Source organism: Enteroscipio rubneri, assembly GCF_963929405.1.
Lineage (GTDB): Bacteria > Actinomycetota > Coriobacteriia > Coriobacteriales > Eggerthellaceae > Enteroscipio > Enteroscipio rubneri.
In genome coordinates this window covers 321,729-338,118 of sequence record NZ_CAWVIN010000003.1, presented here as the reverse complement: position 1 = coordinate 338,118, position 16,390 = coordinate 321,729, and the positions used below count along the sequence as shown (strand labels likewise).

13 protein-coding genes are annotated in these 16,390 nt (G+C 64.2%); 11 read left to right on the top strand and 2 right to left on the bottom strand.

Annotated features, from left to right (window positions below; genetic code table 11):
• The first annotated feature begins 19 nt into the window (after positions 1-19).
• From ABGT83_RS08695 to ABGT83_RS08680, 4 genes are all read left to right on the top strand, one after another.
• On the top strand, positions 20-523 hold the full coding sequence (locus ABGT83_RS08695; protein ID WP_346687053.1) for an RNA polymerase sigma factor: 504 nt from the start codon (positions 20-22) through the stop codon (positions 521-523).
• Entirely contained in the window at positions 520-1,323 is an 804-nt protein-coding gene (locus ABGT83_RS08690) for a hypothetical protein (RefSeq protein WP_346687051.1), read from the top strand. The genes ABGT83_RS08695 and ABGT83_RS08690 overlap by 4 nt, the downstream gene beginning before the upstream one ends.
• Positions 1,324-1,437: 114 nt before the next feature.
• Complete coding sequence (locus tag ABGT83_RS08685; protein WP_346687049.1) at positions 1,438-2,319, top strand: ABC transporter ATP-binding protein; 882 nt, start codon at positions 1,438-1,440, stop codon at positions 2,317-2,319.
• Positions 2,320-2,555: 236 nt separating this feature from the next.
• A complete protein-coding gene (locus tag ABGT83_RS08680) occupies positions 2,556-3,821 on the top strand; it encodes an ABC transporter permease (protein ID WP_346687047.1) in 1,266 nt (421 codons plus the stop codon).
• A 6-nt stretch (positions 3,822-3,827) separates the two neighbouring features.
• Here ABGT83_RS08680 and ABGT83_RS08675 read toward each other — a convergent pair whose 3' ends face one another.
• Positions 3,828-5,264 (bottom strand): response regulator transcription factor, encoded by a 1,437-nt coding sequence (locus tag ABGT83_RS08675; protein WP_103264746.1) that lies wholly within the window; start codon positions 5,262-5,264, stop codon positions 3,828-3,830.
• 310 nt (positions 5,265-5,574) lie between these two features.
• On the opposite strand from ABGT83_RS08675, the gene ABGT83_RS08670 reads away from it, so the two are divergent.
• From ABGT83_RS08670 to rpsI, 7 genes are all read left to right on the top strand, one after another.
• A complete protein-coding gene (locus tag ABGT83_RS08670; RefSeq protein WP_346687045.1) occupies positions 5,575-7,227 on the top strand; it encodes an FAD-dependent oxidoreductase in 1,653 nt (550 codons plus the stop codon).
• 434 nt (positions 7,228-7,661) lie between these two features.
• Positions 7,662-8,603, top strand: coding sequence for a LysR family transcriptional regulator (locus ABGT83_RS08665; protein WP_346687043.1), 942 nt, complete (start codon positions 7,662-7,664; stop codon positions 8,601-8,603).
• Between the two features lie 352 nt (positions 8,604-8,955).
• Entirely contained in the window at positions 8,956-10,419 is a 1,464-nt protein-coding gene (locus ABGT83_RS08660) for an MFS transporter (RefSeq protein ID WP_157938929.1), read from the top strand.
• A 457-nt stretch (positions 10,420-10,876) separates the two neighbouring features.
• Positions 10,877-11,923: a Gfo/Idh/MocA family protein gene (locus ABGT83_RS08655; protein WP_103264750.1), complete on the top strand. Its 1,047-nt coding sequence runs from the start codon at positions 10,877-10,879 to the stop codon at positions 11,921-11,923.
• A gap of 104 nt (positions 11,924-12,027) precedes the next feature.
• On the top strand, positions 12,028-12,612 hold the full coding sequence (locus tag ABGT83_RS08650) for a hypothetical protein (protein ID WP_346687040.1): 585 nt from the start codon (positions 12,028-12,030) through the stop codon (positions 12,610-12,612).
• 416 nt (positions 12,613-13,028) lie between these two features.
• Positions 13,029-13,463 (top strand): 50S ribosomal protein L13, encoded by a 435-nt coding sequence (gene rplM, locus ABGT83_RS08645; RefSeq protein WP_103264752.1) that lies wholly within the window; start codon positions 13,029-13,031, stop codon positions 13,461-13,463.
• 3 nt (positions 13,464-13,466) lie between these two features.
• On the top strand, positions 13,467-13,859 hold the full coding sequence (gene rpsI / locus ABGT83_RS08640) for a 30S ribosomal protein S9 (RefSeq protein WP_103264753.1): 393 nt from the start codon (positions 13,467-13,469) through the stop codon (positions 13,857-13,859).
• 738 nt (positions 13,860-14,597) lie between these two features.
• On the opposite strand, the gene ABGT83_RS08635 is transcribed toward rpsI, so the two are convergent.
• Positions 14,598-16,367, bottom strand: a complete 1,770-nt coding sequence (locus ABGT83_RS08635) for an FAD-dependent oxidoreductase (RefSeq protein ID WP_103264754.1) — start codon at positions 16,365-16,367, stop codon at positions 14,598-14,600.
• Positions 16,368-16,390 lie beyond the last annotated feature (23 nt).

Here is a 16,390-nt window from a genome sequence, read left to right as displayed (position 1 = left end):
AGAGGAGGTGAAGCGGGGCTTGAAGAATCGGTTGCGGGACGGAGAGGCGTTCGATCGCTTGGTCGAGGAGCACTACGACGACGTGCTGGCGTACTGCCGGCGGCACGCGCCGTCCTTGGACGACGCGCCGGACGTGGCGCAGGAGACGTTTTTGCGCTTCGTGCGCAGCGGGCGCTCGCCGGTCGAGGGCAAGCCGCTCGCGTACCTCTTCACCATCGCGCGCAACCTCTGCATCGACGCCGCGCGGGTGCGGCGGCTGCCCGTTGGGCCGCTCGACGTGGACGTGCCCGACGGTTCGCCCGATGCCGATCCGGCCTCCGCGGTCGTGGGCGGCGAGGTGGGCGCGCTCGTGGAGGCGCTCTCACCTGAGCTGCGCGAGGTGGTGGAGCTGCGCTTCGACCAAGGGTTCAAGGTGGGCGAGATCGCGAGCGTGCTGGGGGTGTCTCGCTTCGCGGTGAACCGGCGGCTCAATCGGGCGCTCGCGAAGGTGCGGCGCGGCTTGGAAGGAAGGAGCGAGGCATGAGCGGCAAAAGCAAGCGGAACGTGGAGCGAGCGCTGCGGGCGCACTATCGCGCCGAGCGCGGCGCGCCGGACGCGGAGGCGAAGGCGGCGACTCTCGCGGCCGTGCGCGCGGCGGTGGCGTCGGAGCGGCCGGCGGGCGAGCGGGGCGGCGGGATGACGTTCGCCGGGTTCGTGGCCGTTCAGGCGCGCTTCATCCATCCGCGCGTGTGGGCAGCGCAGCTTGCGCTCGTGGCGATCATGGCGGCGGTCTGCTTGCCGTCGAGCGGCATGGCGCGCGGCTTCTCGGTCGTCTCGGGCATGCTGGCGGCAGCGACGGTGCTCGTGGGCCTGCCCGACCTGCTGGCCAGCGCCACGCACCGCGTATCCGAGCTCGAGTACGCCTGCCGCTTCGATTGCCGCGCGGTCGCCTTGGCGCGGCTCATCGTGCTGGGATGCTCGGACGTGGTGGCGGTCACGGCCATCGCGCTCGCGGCGCCGATCGCGCTGGGAGCCGATCCCTTCGCGTCGCTCGTGCACGCGTGCGTGCCCTACTTCCTCGCGTGCGGGGGCGCCCTGCTCGCTGCGCGACGCTTCCCGCCGTCGCAGTCGCTGCCGCTGGCCTGCCTGTGGACGCTGCTCGTGATGGCGGGGGCGTATGCGCTGCACGCCCTCGCGCCCGGTGCGTACGCCCAGGCGTCGACGTGGGCGTGGGCGCTCGTGGCAGCCGGCTCGCTCGGTTGGGCCGTGCGCGAGGTGCGCACGTGGCTCGGCAGCATTGCGGCCGGCCTTGACGTGTTCGCGCCCGCGCCGACGCCGCGGTGAGCCCCGCGGGGGTCGCGGCCCGCGCGCACCGCAACCCTTATGCGCACCGCGACTCCCGCAAACCCTCGCAGTCCCCCGCGGACCTGATGACCCTACGATGACAAGGAGCATGGCATGGACCTGACGATAGACCGCCTGACCAAGCAGTTCGGATCGAAGATCGCGGTCGACCGCGTGTCGGCCCGGCTCGAGCCCGGCGTGTACGGCCTGCTGGGCGCGAACGGCGCGGGCAAGACCACCCTCATGCGCATGGTGTGCGACGTGCTGCGCCCCACCTCCGGCGAGATCCGCTTCGACGGCCGCGACGTGCGCATGCTCGGCGACGAGTACCGCGCCTGCCTCGGCTACCTCCCGCAGGATTTCGGCTACTACCCCGACTTCACGGCGCTCGACTTCATGTGCTACCTGGCCGCGCTCAAGGGGCTCGACCGCCGCGCGGCGCGCCGCCGCTCGCTCGGACTGCTGGAGACGGTGGGGCTCGCCGACGTGGCGCGGGCGAAGATCCGCACGTTCTCGGGCGGCATGAAGCAGCGCCTAGGCATCGCGCAGGCCGTGCTGAACGACCCCGCGGTGCTCGTGCTCGACGAGCCGACGGCCGGCCTCGATCCGAAGGAGCGCGTGCGGTTCCGCAACCTCATCGCCAGCTTCGCGCAAGACAAGATCGTCATCTTGTCCACGCACATCGTGTCGGACATCGAGTACGTCGCCGACGAGATCCTCGTCATGCGCGCCGGCTCCTTCATCATGCAGGGTGCGCCGACGGACATCGTCGCGACGGTGACGGGCAAGGTGTGGGAGTGCCATGTGGACGCGCGGCGCGCCGACGACCTGGCGACCACGAACTGCGTGAGCAACGTCCACTACGCCGCGGACGGCCATGCGGTGGCGCGCGTCGTGGCCGACGAGCCGCCCGTGGCCGGCGCGCGGCCGCTCGAGCCTGCGCTGGAGGATGTGTACCTGTACGTGTTCCGTGACGAGGCGGTTCCGCTGTCCTGACGGACAGCGGAACATGCCGACGCTGCGAAGCGTCGATGCGCCCGACCTCGCCTCTTTTTGCTCTGCCGCAGCGAAGCTGCGCAGAGCGCGCCCGCTCGGGCGCATTGTGTGGCACTGAACAAGCCTCTGGCTTGTTCAGCACGTGCGAAGCACGCTCGGCCGCGAAACGAAGCGATCTCGGGCATCTCGACGCTTCTCGCTGACTTTTATTCAACTGGTGGGAGAAGGAATATACCATGTTTGATCTGGTGAGATTCGAGCTCAAGAAGCTGTTCGTGCGCCGCGCGTCGCTCATCGCCTGCGCGGGCATCCTCGTGATGCTGTGCGGGATCATGACGCTCAACATCGTGCAGACGAAGACGGCGTCCGACACGGGCGAAGTGCTGAACGGCACCGCCGCCATCGCGTACCAGAAGGAGAAGGCCGCCTCGCACGAAGGCGTGCTGAGCGTCGAGCGCGTGCAGGACGAGGTGGCTGCGTACAAGGAACTCGCGTTTTCGAAGGTGGACCCCGCCGACGTGAGCGGGCTCAGCGGCGAGGCGGCGTACGCGCTCATGAAGCAGGCGTACGACGAGGACGAGTTCCGTGCGATCTACGACACCTACTATGCCTACCTATTCTCGCCGTGGAAGGCGGGCGCGCTCGAGCCGTACCAGGTGGCGGCCCAGCTCGACGATGGCGCTGCCGACGGGTTCTACGGAGCGATCGCCGACAAGCTGCAGCGCACGCTCGACGACGGCATGGGCGGCACCTGGGCGTACTCCGACGCGGAGCGCGCGTACTGGACGGAGAAGCAGGCGGCAGTGGGCGAGCCGCTCGCGTACGGGTACGCGGGCGGATGGGGTGACGTGCTGGCCTGCCTCGGGTTCTTCGCCTTCGCGATGGTGGCCGTCTGCGTGGCGCTCACGCCCGTGTTCGCGGGCGAGTACCAGGATCGCACTGACGCCGTGCTGCTGGCCGCGCGTTACGGGCGATCGAAGCTCGTCGCGGCGAAGATCGTCGCGGCATTCGTGTTCGCCACGGTCTACTTCGCGCTGGCGGCGCTGATCATCATGGGCGCGGCGCTCGCGTTCTTCGGCGCCGAGGGCGGGGACCTGCCGGTGCAGGTGCTGTCGCTCGGCATCCCCTACGACCTCACGATGGCCGAAGCGACGTGGATCGCGGTGGGGATCGCCTACCTCATCACCCTCGGCTTTGCGGCGCTCACGCTGTTGCTGTCGTCGAAGCTGCGTTCCCAGCTGGCCATCTTCGTCACCTGTGCGGCGCTCATCTTCCTCACAGGCATGGTTCCCTCCGGCGGCAACGCCGTGCTGCTGCACGCGCTGTACCTGTTTCCCCTCAACGCCTTGAACGATCAGGTGCTGTTCAACTCGCTCGTGTCGTACCAGGCGGGCCCGTTCGCGGTGGACCTCGTGGGCTTGCTCGTGGGCGTCTATGCTCTCGCTCTGATTGTGTGCGTGCCCCTGGCTGCGAGGGCTTTCAGGGGGCATCAGGTGGTGTAGGGGTCGCTATTCCCAGCCCGGCTTCCCCACGCCGCCCTGCTCGATGGTGTCGAGCAGGCCTTGGCGGTCGAAGACGCCCATTTTGCGATAGATATTGCTCACATGGTGCTTTGCGGTACCTTGGGCTATGGATAATTCGTCGCAGATGTAGCGCACGGTGCGTCCGCGGGCCAGCAGTACCAGCACCTCGGCCTCGCGGTTCGTCAGGCGACACATGTCCGTGATGTCCGCGCATTTCTGCTCGAGGCTGGCATCGGCGGTTCCTTCGCGCGGCGTGCCGTACAGCTTGTGGACGTCGGTCTGCGTGAAGAACAGCATACCCACGAGCACGAGGACAAGGACGCCGGCCAAGAACACGTCCGTGCGCAGTGCGTCTGACCAGAGAGCCGGCTGCAGCGCCGCATTCGCGGCGAACGAACCGATCAGCGTGCCGGTGCGCGCGCAGAAGATGCACAGGCCGAAGGAGAGCGCAACGGGGATGCGCGCGCGGAACGCCACGTCGGTGGATACGAGCATCATGAACATGTCCAGGCAGTACACGCCCATGATGATGAGTCCCGCGCCCAGGAACCGGAAGGTCGGCGGCAGCAGGAGCAGCAGAATGAGTCCGGCCACCATAGCGGGAATGACCGGGCGATACAGTGCGATAGGCTCGGCGGACGAGGGCGCCACCACCATCGACAGCGTGATGGCCGCGATGCCTCCGCCCGCCAGCAGCAGGGCTTTCGCGATGAACGAAGCATCCCCGTCTGCGAACGTATTCACCATACCTTGCGACGTGCCGTACGCGATGCTGATCACGAGGATGCAGACGAGGATGCGCAGCACGGGCACGGTCCTCACGTCAAGCGGCAGCACGGACGGTTCGCGGCGCGGTTCCTGCTTGCAGGCTGTCAGGATGGCGGCTGAAATTATGGGCATGAGCGCGTTGAACGCGACGGCCGCCCAGAAGGGCAGGGCGTTCGCGGCGAAGAACAGCACGAACGCGAACGTATACGACACGTACAGATGACGTCCCACGCGGCCGGTGGCCAGCGCGCTCCACAGCTCGCCCCACATGATGAGCAGGAGCGCATTGCCGAACGAGACCGCCGCTGCGCCCGCTAAGAAGAGGGCGAAGCTTGCTGGGCCTTGGCCATACGTGAGCGCTACCGGTACGATCACGGTGCCGGCGGCGGTCAGTCCCCCTGCCAACAGGAAGAACGCTCGGCGTGCGAGGAACGGAGCGTGCTTTTTTGCCGTGAGCATGACGACGAGGAACCCCAACGCGATGAGCGTGAGCACCCACAGAAGCGCGTTGCCGGCGGAAGGGAATCGGCCGGAATCGGGCACGAGGGTTCCTGTGCACATGCTTATCATCTGCCAAGCTTGCCAGAATCCCAATCCCAGCAGGCGCCAGCCCGAGAACCGGGCGCCTTCGTCTTGTTGTCGCGGTGCGCGCATATCGTCCCATCCCCTCCGAAATCCCCGCTTCAAACTAGCAAAACACCCGGTGCCGCGCAAGGCCGCAACCGGCGAAACGGTATGGGCCGATGCGGCCCATACCGTGGTTTCCTGCGGAAATGGGCCGCATCGTTCGATGACGGAACCGCTGAGGATGGTGCAGTATCGGCACAAGGAGCCACCGCATTTCGGCAGGATCGGCTTCGGGCGGCGCGGTCGCCCGGCCTGCAGCACGTCTGATATGCCGCACGCGGCGCTCCATCCAAGGCGCGGGCCGAGGGAGTCCGTGCGAATACGAAAGGGGCATCATATGTCAGAAATCACCAAGAGCGGCCTGTCGCGCCGCGCCTTTTTAGGCCTTGGCGCCACGGCTGCCGTCGCAGCGGGCGCTGCGGGCCTGGCCGGCTGCTCGCCGGCGGCCGGCTCGTCCGACTCGAGTGAATCCGCGGCAACGGGTCAGGCGCAGTACGCATGGGAGGTCGCGCCCGAGCCCATCACGGATATCGCGAGCACGGTGGACGCCGACATCCTCATCATCGGCGCGGGCATCGCGGGCTGCGCCTGTGCCTGCTCGGCTGCCGAGAAGGGCGGCTCCGTGACCGTCGTGGAGAAGTCCCCCAGCTGGAACGGCCGCGGCGGTGGGTTCGGCGCCATCAATTCGCGCTACATGGACGAGTTGGGCATCAAGGTGGACAAGGTGAACGCCAAGCAGCACTGGATCGCGCAGTGCGCCAGCCGCGCGAATGAGGATCTCATCGTCAAGTTCTTCAACAATTCCGAAGAGGCGTCGAACTGGCTGCTCGACAAGGCCGAAGCGCGCGGCGGCTCCGCCATGGTCGGCGCGTTCTACAGTCATGACGACGTCTACGCCGAGCAGCCCGGCTACCATATGCTCATGTTTCCCGAGGACGCCGGGCTCACCTCCACCGGTTTCGCTGGCGCCGAGCTGTGCTACCTCGACGCAGTCGAGGCCGGCGCCCAGTTCGTGTTCGACAGCCCCGCCATCCAGCTGGTCAAGGACGGGAATAAAGTGATTGGCTGCATCTGCGAGACGTCGGACGGTTACGTGCAGTACAACGCCAGCAAGGGCGTGGTGCTGTGCACGGGCGATATCGGCGGCGATATCGAGATGTGCAAGGCGTATGCTCCCATCTGCGCCGAGTACGGTCAGCCGCGCAGCCAGTACACGCCGGTGGGCGTGAATACGGGCGACGGCCACAAGATGGGCATGTGGGCCGGCGCGCAGTTGCAGGATCTGCCGCTGCCCACGATGATGCACCCGCAGGCGTTCTGCTGGTTCCACGGGCCGTTTTTGTTCGTGAACGACAACGGCGAGCGCTTCATGTGCGAGGACACGTGGGTGCAGGGCAAGTCGCTGGCCATCAACCGCCAGCCGAACGGCGAGGCCTGGTCCGTCTTCGATGCGAATTGGCCTACCGACCTCGTGAACGGCCTGCCCTACGGCGGCGGTATGTTCTGGGACTCCTTCCGCCCGTACGGCAGCGATCCGCAGCTGGCGGCCGACTACTTCGAGACGCAGATCCCGGCTTACGTCGAGCAAGGCATCGCCTACCAGGCCGACACGCTGGAAGAGCTGGCGAAGCAGATCGGCTGCGACGCCGCCACACTCATGGCGACGGTCGAGCGCTACAACGGCATGTGCGAAGCGGGCGAGGACACCGACTACTACAAGAAGCCCGTGTTCCTGACGCCGGTCAAGCAGGGTCCGTTCTACGCGCTGAAGGTCGGTCCGGCGCTGCTCACCGTCACGGGGGGCCTGCGCACCAACGTCGATTTCCAGTGCCTCGACGCCGAAGGCGCCCCCATCGAGGGCCTGTATGCGCTCGGCAACACGATGGGCGACATCACCGCCGTCGACTATCCCATCAACGTGGCCGGCAACAGCCACGGGCGTTGCATCACCTACGGCTATCTTCTGGGCCAGGAGCTGGCTCAAGCGTAAAGCTCATCCCGGCCGGGGCGGGTTCGATCCGCCTCGGCATCCTCCTGCGCGCCGTCGGCCGGCTCCCCCTCCCTTACCCGGCCGACGCCGCGCGTTCCGAACATAGCATCGCCTTCGAACCGCGTCGAACGGCTTGCCGCCTCGCTCCGCATCGGACCTCGCCTGCATCGACGAGTGGGCGGGTCTGGCCCGTGCGTTTGCCCAGAACGTCGCCGCTGAGTATTGACAAGGCTCGGCTTGTGGACGCTACAATGAGGCCGACGGCTTGGCCGGGTGCGGAAGGCCGTCGGCAATGGAAGGGTCTCCCGTCTTGATCGGAGCGATCTCGGAGCAATCGCGCTCTCTGCGATTGCCAACCCCTCGCACGAACGCACGATACGTGTCAAGAGATATGTCGGGGGGGGGGGGGCTTTCTCACTGAGAGTGAGGCTACGATGAATCTCGCGCATCTGTACTACTTCAGGAAGCTCGTCGAGGTGCGGAACTATTCGCGTGCAGCGAAGGAACTGTTCATCGCACAGCCCACGCTGTCGCTTGCGGTTTCGAACTTAGAGAAGGAGCTGGGGGTCGCGCTCATCAAGAAGAAGCGCAACACCCTCGAGCTCACGATCGACGGGGAAGATCTTTATGAGGCGGTGGTCGTGGCCACGAACGCGCTCGACCACGCCGTCTCGCTTATTCGGGAGCGAGCTTCGCTCGAATTCGGCGTTATGACCGTGGGTACGGTCTACTCTATCCAGAGTCAGGCGTGGTCAGAAGCCATCAGGGACTACCGCGAGCACTCGCATAGCAAGGTGCAGTTCAAATGGAAGCAGGGCACGACCGAAAGCCTCATGCACGAGCTGAAGAACGGTTCGGTCGACGTTATCTTCGCTGGCGTGCTCGGCAAAGGCGATTCGGATGTGGCCTCCATACCCTGCTTCACGCAGCGGGTCGCTCTCGTGGTCAACCGCTCCCATCCTCTTGCTGGAAGGGCGGAGATTTCGCTCAACGAGCTTCGTGGCATCAAGCTCATCACCTATCGCAATACTGCAGGTCCGTTCGCCGTCGAGGTGAACGCCTTGCTGAGCAAAGGGAGCGGATTGAACGTTTCGTGCGAGTATTCCGACGAGATCACGCTCTGCTCCCTGGTGACGGCCGATCCCGACGTGATGGCCATCGCATGCCACTCGTGGCTGCTCGATGCGTTCCCCGACATCGTGCCGATCCCCGTCAAAGAGGCTCCGACGGACTTCCACACGTTCTATCTGAGCTACCGCAAGCGCGAGCGCCTGCCTTTCGCGGTTGAAGAGTTTGTCTCCTTCATGAAAGGCTACGAGTTTAAGAACGCGAGTCCCCGCAGCGGCGGCGGGGATATGATGATCTCGCCGCGCTGAAGCTTGCGCAAGCGCGTCCTGCGGTTGCACGATTCTACTCGAATCCTTCGAGGCTGCTTCTCCATGCTGGATGAGGCATCGCCGCGCTCATGCGCTGTTCCGAATCGCGACAAACCCCGTCTCCCATTGGCTTTTTCAACCGGAGGGCATGCGGATTGCCGATGCAAAACCATGTGCGTTCACCGGGGTGCGCATGTTCTTTACTATCGAATAAGCCGAGAGGAAGGAGGCGGGGGGAGCCCAATCCGATGGGCAGGAGAGAGGCGAGAGCCGCATCTGGCGGGATCCGCATCCGCATTCAGCCACGGAACAGATGTCTTTCTGCACATCAACCCTATCTCAAGGAGGGAACATGGCTTCAGCTGCAAATATCAACGCGCGCATCGACCGGCTCGAAGCAGTCAATGCCGACATCGTGCAGCGCTCGTACCACGGTATAGCGGCCCGCTTGGACAGGCTGCCGGCCGGCAAGGCGCATCGCAAAGTGCTGTGGCTTATCGGCGGCGTCGCATTCTGCGACAGCCTCGACATGAACATCGCCGGTCCCATCATCGCCCAGCTGCTGGCTTCGGGATGGTCGGACAACAACCTGAACTCCATCTTCGTATCGATGACGGCGTTCGGTTATCTGATCGGTGGATTGTTGGCCGGCATCGTATCGGACAAGTTCGGGCGCAGGAAGGGACTCGTGTTCTTCGCATCGCTGTTCTCGGTGTTCTGCCTGGTGGCGACCTTTGCCCCGAACATGACCGTCCTCATCGTCTGCCGGTTCTTCATGGGATTCGGCTTGGGGGCGGCCTATCCTGCCGGATACGGGTCGCTCAGCGAATACACTCCCCCGAAGGTCCGAGGGCGCTACCAGGCGTGGGTCGGGCTCATCGCCAACTGCGGAACGCCTATCGCGTCGTTCATGTGCCTGATCATGCTCCCGCTTGTCGGATGGCGTGCCATCTTCGGAGTGTGCGGCCTCGTCGGCCTCATTGTCGCGGTGCTCGTGCTCAAGTACATGGACGATTCGCCCCGTTGGCTCGCCCAGCATGGGCGCAACGAAGAGGCCGATGCCATCGTCACGAAATACGAGGACATCATGCGTGCCGCCGGCCACGATATCGAGCCGGTGCCGGATTGCAAGATCGAAGCCGACGCGTCGCGCGCGGCCGCTACCGAGGTCAAGCAGCTTCCCTTCACGTTCCTGTTCACTAAGAAGATGCTGCCCCGGACCATCGTCGCCTGCACTATCTGTTTCGTCAACTTCGTGTGCGTCTACACCATCGTCACGTGGACGCCGACCATCTTCGTCTCGCGCGGATTCGATGTCACGTACTCGGTTGCGCTCACCACGATCATGCTGCTGGGCATCCCGGTGGGCGTCGCGCTGTTGAGCGTGTTCGTCGACAAGCTGGGCCGCAAGATACAGCTGGTGGTGGGCTTCACGCTCACGGCGGTGTTCGGCTACGCTTGGGCCATGATTCCGGTCGATCAGACCGTACTCATCATCATCGTCGGCTTCCTTATGACCGTCATCACGTACTACTGGTCGCTGATCTGCAGTTCCGTGTACCTGCCTGAGCCGTTCCCCACCCAGATCCGCGTGCGCGGCGCCGGGTTGGCCAACGCGTTCGGCCGTATCGGCGCCATATTGAATCCTATCTGGATCGCGTTCTTCCTGAATAGCGGCATCGGGGCCGTGGGCGTGTACCTGGCTTCGGGCGGCATCGCGATTGTCGGGGCCGTTATCGTGGCCGTGCTGGGCGTTGAGACGCGCGGCAAATCGCTCGAGGAGATCAGCGAGGGCGTGCTTCAGGATACGAAGTAGGGACAGGCGCGGAATGCGGCCCGCGCTATCCGGCCCGAGCGGGCGCAGCCGAGGGCATGGGCAGCTGAATTTTCCCGGTTGCACCCGTTAGCCCGAGACGCGTCGTGCCGGCAGTTCGCCTGCATCTCGAGCGCGCCGCCGCTACAGCAACAGCGGCAGCTGCATAAGAAGGGCCGGGGCCTCCTGGGGGAGGGGCACCGGCCCTTCTGCGCGTCTGGGAGTCGCGCGTTCAAGATCATCGTGGCGTCTTTCTCGGCACTCGGCTCCTTCGCGCCCGGTGTGCTTCCGCTCTGCGGATTGAAACTCTCAAACGAAGGCATCTTCCCTGAACAGATTTAATTGTACGGTTTCGGGCGCACCTGGTACCCTCGAAGAAGAAAGACGTGGCTGTCTATTCGGATGCGGACCTCGTTGGACGTGCGGCCTTGTGGCAACACGACTTGAGGAGGTACCGAACATGGAAGCAATCAGACTGGCCGTCCTGGGCCTGAACCAGGGGGCGAAGGCCGCGCGCGATGCGGCAGCAAGCGAGCGGTTCGACCTTGCGGCGGTGGCGGGAATGGGGCCGCAGGCGCAGGCTGTCGCCGCCGAGCTGGGCGCTCCGCTCTACGAGGATTACCAGGAGCTGCTGGAATCAGTTGTGCTGGACGGCGTTGTAATCGCCCTTCCCAACGGCCTGCACTTGCCGGCCGTGAAGGCAGCTTTAGCGGTGGGCATCAAGCACCTGCTGGTCGAAAAGCCCATCGCCGACACCGAAGAGGATGCGCGCATGATCATCGATGCGTGCGATCAGGCGGGGGCGACGCTGCTCATCGGCCATCAAAGGCGGTCGTCGGCCACGATGCTCTTCCTCAAGCAGTTTATAGAAGCGGGCAATCTGGGCGATATCGTGGGCATTCAGTGTTCGGCAATCTACGCCAAGCCCGATTCCTACTTCGACATAGATTGGCACCGCACGACAGGCCCGCTGCTGATCAACGCGATCCATGACGTTGACGATCTGCACTACCTCACGGGCATGCGGGTAAAGCGTCTGTACGCGGCTGCGCGCAACAGCATTCGCGGCGGTGAGGTCGAAGACTCCGCCTCCATCGTGTTCGAGTATGCCGAAGGACCCACGTGCACGTACTTCGTGTCGGACGGCGTGCCTGGTCCCTGGGGCTACGATCTGGCGGCCGAGGAGATGCATTTCATCAACTGCCGGCCGGGCGAGAACAGCCTGCGCGTATTCGGGACCAAAGGGTCGTTCGGGCTTCCGAACATGGATTTCTACCGTTACGGCCCCGGTCAGTACGGCTGGACCGAGCCGCTTTTGAAAACCCATTACGAGGTGGGCCGTCCCGATCCTGCCACGGCGACGCTCGAGCATTTCGGCGACCTGATCGACGGCGTGGAGCTGGTTCCGCGCTGCTCGGGCGAGGAGGGCCTGGCCACGCTCAAGGTCGTCCAGGCGATATTGAAGTCGGCCGAGAGTCGAAGCGTCGTCGAGCTGGATGCCGATTGAGCCAGGTAGGCTCGTGGAGAGCGCCGATGCGTCTGCCGGCGCTCTCATCGGTCGTTGGTCGCAGCAGGGAAGGGCCGTTCTGACATTACCGGGATCGAGGGATCATGAGCAAGAAAAAGCAGAAACAGAAGCCGGCGCCTTGCCAGCGCGGGTTCGCGAGTCGGCCGCGCCAGGAGAAGCGTTTCGATGCCCAAGGCCGTCGCATCGGCGACGACGGCTTGCCCATGACGAAGTACCGCACGCGCGCCCATCGCCTGTTGAACGGGTTCTTCGTCTGGGGTGCGTTCGCGGGTCTGCTGTGCGCAGGGTTCACCGTGCTTGCCACGTTCCAAGGGCAAGAACTTTCGAGCTGGGAGCTCGTCGCTGAAGGAGGGGCGTACCGCAACGGGCTCAGCATCGCCACGCTTCTACGGTTCGAGGCTCTGTTCTGCCTGGCTGTCGGCATTGCATCGGTGGCCGTCCATCTCTACGGGTTTTCCTGGCTCTACGATGGATACGCGCTGAGGCCCGCCCGACGCATCGCGCTGGGGCTCGGCCTTGCATGCGCGGCGTGGTGCGCGACGGCCGTGCTGCTGGCGGGGGCGTTCGAGCCGGTGTCGGTTGCAACGCTGGTCCTGCTCGCGACATTCCGTTTGCTTGTGCCGAAGATCCACGACGAGCATCAGCAGCTGCTCTCGATGCGGTCGTAGGCGTTCGGAAGGCTTTGCACGTTGGCGGGTTTGGTACCGTTGCCCGCGCGCTTGCACACGTTGCATGCGCGATCTGAAAGGGGGTTCTCCAGCCGCCGGGCTGCCTGTTGAGATGCGGCCCGGCGGCTCATTTGTGCAGATCGGTCAGAACGTGGATGTTTCCCGTTGACTTCGTGGGCCCCCGCTGTTTACAATGCAAAGGTTCGCTTTCAAAAGCCCCGTGCATGCAGGATAAGGCGGAAACGCAGACAAGGGAGTCCAGGCCCGAAGTCGCGCGTCGGCGTAGGAACCCGGCATCCGATCGACCTGCACTTTTGAAAACAAACAGCCGTTGCAAGCCGTGGGGCGAAATGCCGCGACTCGCGACGGGGACCCGCCCCGCATGGCGGGGCAGGACAGATGTATGGAGGACAGCAGTGAAGACGTATTACGCGAAGCCCAACGAAGTTGAGCGCGAATGGGTCTTGATCGATGCGACGGACCAAGTGCTCGGCCGCGTCGCCACCAAGGCCGCTCATATCCTCAAGGGCAAGCACAAGCCGCAGTACACGCCGCACGTGGACACGGGCGATTTCGTGATCATCATCAATGCGGACAAGATCCGCGTGACGGGCACGAAGGCCAGCTCGAAGGAATACTTCCGCCACAGCGGTTTTCCCGGCGGTCTCAAGTCCGAAACCTTCGAAGAGGCCATGGCCAAGCATCCTGAGCGCGTCATCGAGCATGCCGTGAAGGGCATGCTTCCGAAGAACACGCTCGGCCGCGCCATGGGCAAGAAGCTCAAGGTTTATACGGGCGCGGAGCATCCGCACATGGCTCAGAAGCCCCGCGAGATCAAGATGGAGGGTTAACCAATGGCAGGTGAAGCTTTGTACTACGGCACCGGCCGCCGCAAGAACGCCGTCGCTCGCGTGCGCCTTGTTCCCGGCACCGGTAAGATGACTATCAACGGTCGCGAGGCGCAGGACTACTTCGGTCGCGACGCGCTCGTGAACTACGCGAAGACGCCGTTCAAAGTCACGGATACGATGGATCATTTCGACGTTATCGCCCGCATCAACGGCGGCGGCATTTCGGGCCAGGCCGGGGCACTGCGCCACGGCATTTCCCGCGCCCTGCTCGATGCCGGCGACTACCGCGCCGAGCTCAAGAAGGCCGGCTACCTCACGCGCGACTCTCGTATGGTGGAGCGCAAGAAGTACGGCTTGAAGAAGGCTCGCAAGCGCCCGCAGTTCAGCAAGCGCTAGGATTCGCATTCGCGGTGCGTTTCGGCGTTCCGCATGCGCCTCTTGCACGAATGTAAAGGCCCGTCTCTTCGGAGGTGGGCCTTTACACGTTGGAACGACCGGCGACTTTACACGTTGAAACGTCCGGTGGTCGGCGGTTCCTGCAATGGCCCAGGCTGAGCCGTTATTCACGAGTCGATTTTCGACGCTATAGCATGCTAAAGCGCACCGATGCGGAGCGCCAAAAAAGCGTCGGTTTGGCACGCCAACTGCGGTTGAGATCAAGGTCGAGAAGTGATCACCTGGGGTTTTGCCCTCACTACCGAAGGCGCTGGGCTTGGAAGGCCTCGATTCTGCCAAAATCTGTGCCAAACCGGCACTTTTTTGGCAACACGAGCGCAAGCTCGCAAGGCTGGGCTTGCAGAGGGAGCGCCTGATACGGGCATTCTGCGCACTGGTTTCTGCAGCGGGCAGGATCCTGAATGAAAGTGAAACGAGCCGGGGCCAGGGGAGGGAGGGAAATCGGCCCCGGTCTCGTTCGGGGGAAATGCGGGCGCGCGGCCCGCGCTCGAGTGCACGATGCACGCAAGCCGGTATTGTTTTAGGAAACGCGTCGGCTCGCCGCAGTTGGTTAGCCGGCTTCGACCCGGCCATCCCGCTCTCCGCTCTGACGGACGAGTCGCAGCCGGGTCCGGACTTGCCGAGGAGGCTCGACCCGAGCCTGCCGGAACAGCCAGGCTCGGGTCGGCAGGCTCTCGCCTACGCTTCAGCCAAGTCCTTGCCCAGCAGATAAGCAAACGTGTTGCAGTTCATGCCCAGGTTGTGGCCGCAGATGGCGAAGTTGTAGCAGTTCGCGTAGCTGTCGCCCACCATGATACCGAGGTTGTACAGGCCTTCGATGGGGTTGTCCTCGGCGTCGCACACCTGCATGTTCTCGTTGGTGCGCAATCCACCCGTGACGCACAGGAAATTCGCAGGACTCATTTCGAGCTTGCAACCGTAGAAGGGACCCTCCGTGATGGGGGCCATGAGCGAAGCATCCTTGTGGAAGTCCTCGTCCTTGCCGGCGGCGCACAGCTCGTTGTAGCGATCGACGGATGCCTTGGCCTGCTCGGCATCCAGGCCGTCCAGCTGGGCCAACACTTCTTCGATCGTGTCGCCCCTAACGAACGTCCCCTTCTCCACGTTCTCGTCCCACAGGGCCCGGTACTGCTCGGGCGTGTAGGCGTCTTTACCCTCATGCTCAACGATAGTGGTGCCGAAGGTCTCCCAGGAGTCGAAGTGGTTTGCGTAGGCGGCATCCCATACGCCGTAGCGGGTCATATCGGGCTGCATCATCATGGCGTAGGTGCCATACGAGAAGATGACGTCTTCGTTTGAGTAGCGCTGTCCTTTTTTGTTGAGCAGCAAGCCCGAGAAGTCGGCGATGGACTGGCGGTAGGGCATGGGGCCCACGGCGTCGATCATAGGCGCGTTGGGAAGCGTCTGCTGCCAAGCAGCGCCTGCCCACAGACCCATCTTCTGGCCGTCTCCCGGTCCAAGGCCGCCGAACTGGAACATGGCGTCGTAGTCCACCTCGTTGTACTGCAGAAGCGGGGCTACCCATGAGCAGTACTTCGCCATCATGTCCTGGTTGGCGGAGAAGTCGCCGGTGGCCAGCACGATGCCCTTGCGGCCGACGTACTTCACGTAGTTGCCATCAGGGTCCTTTGCGACGATGGCCGACACACGGCCCTTTCCGTCGTCGTCGCGGACGAGGTACTGGCCGATGGTGTTGTAGTGAATCTCGCCGCCTTGCTCCTTGATCTTCTCCTCGTACATGGCGATGACCAGGTTCTCGCCAGTGGCTGCGCCGGATTCTTTGCCGTCGGCGGTTTCCACCCAGTTATGCGATCCGGGATGTGCGGAGAACACGCCTTCGGTGTCGGTGTAGCCGATCTCCATCGTGGTGGTATAGCCCTTCGCTTCCATGAGATCGATGAGCCAGTTCATGGTTGAGGCGGAGTTGTTGATCCACTTGTACCACTTCTTCTGGTCGACGCGGTATCCATTGCGCGCCAGTTCCTGGCGGATGAACCCGCCGATCGAGTCCTTCGTGTAGTCGGTGATGCCCAGGCGCTCGTGGAACTTCGTGCCGATGCCGTGGTTCGATCCGCCGCGTGCAACGGGCTGGGAGCTGGCCGCGAAGAGTATTACCTCGGCGCCCTCTTCGGTCGCAGAGGCCGCGCACGCGAGGCCCGACACGCCTGCGCCCACAATGATGATGTCGGCTTCGTAGGTGTTCGCAATCTCGCTGTCGGCCACGGGTTCGGGTGCGACTTCGAACGCCCACGTGCCATTGTTGATGCTGTCCGCCGTCAGGTGCCCATCGGCAGAAGCAGAGGATGCGCCGCTCGAAGAACCATCAGACGACGAGCTTTCTCCGCTCGGCGCGCATCCGGCCAATCCGAATGCCGCAGTACCGGCTCCCGCGAGCACCGCTCCCTTGAGGAAGCTTCGACGATCGAACGCTTTGCTCTTGCTATCCATATAACCCTCCTCGGTCTTTCGCA

Bases quoted from the DNA above. Each gene is read 5' to 3' on its own strand.
- ABGT83_RS08690 (WP_346687051.1), top strand. From the start codon at position 520: ATGAGCGGCAAAAGCAAGCGGAACGTGGAGCGAGCGCTGCGGGCGCAC.
- ABGT83_RS08685 (WP_346687049.1), top strand. From the start codon at position 1,438: ATGGACCTGACGATAGACCGCCTGACCAAGCAGTTCGGATCGAAGATC.
- ABGT83_RS08680 (WP_346687047.1), top strand. From the start codon at position 2,556: ATGTTTGATCTGGTGAGATTCGAGCTCAAGAAGCTGTTCGTGCGCCGC.
- ABGT83_RS08675 (WP_103264746.1), bottom strand. From the start codon at position 5,264: ATGCGCGCACCGCGACAACAAGACGAAGGCGCCCGGTTCTCGGGCTGG.
- ABGT83_RS08670 (WP_346687045.1), top strand. From the start codon at position 5,575: ATGTCAGAAATCACCAAGAGCGGCCTGTCGCGCCGCGCCTTTTTAGGC.
- ABGT83_RS08665 (WP_346687043.1), top strand. From the start codon at position 7,662: ATGAATCTCGCGCATCTGTACTACTTCAGGAAGCTCGTCGAGGTGCGG.
- ABGT83_RS08660 (WP_157938929.1), top strand. From the start codon at position 8,956: ATGGCTTCAGCTGCAAATATCAACGCGCGCATCGACCGGCTCGAAGCA.
- ABGT83_RS08655 (WP_103264750.1), top strand. From the start codon at position 10,877: ATGGAAGCAATCAGACTGGCCGTCCTGGGCCTGAACCAGGGGGCGAAG.
- ABGT83_RS08650 (WP_346687040.1), top strand. From the start codon at position 12,028: ATGAGCAAGAAAAAGCAGAAACAGAAGCCGGCGCCTTGCCAGCGCGGG.
- rpsI (WP_103264753.1), top strand. From the start codon at position 13,467: ATGGCAGGTGAAGCTTTGTACTACGGCACCGGCCGCCGCAAGAACGCC.
- ABGT83_RS08635 (WP_103264754.1), bottom strand. From the start codon at position 16,367: ATGGATAGCAAGAGCAAAGCGTTCGATCGTCGAAGCTTCCTCAAGGGA.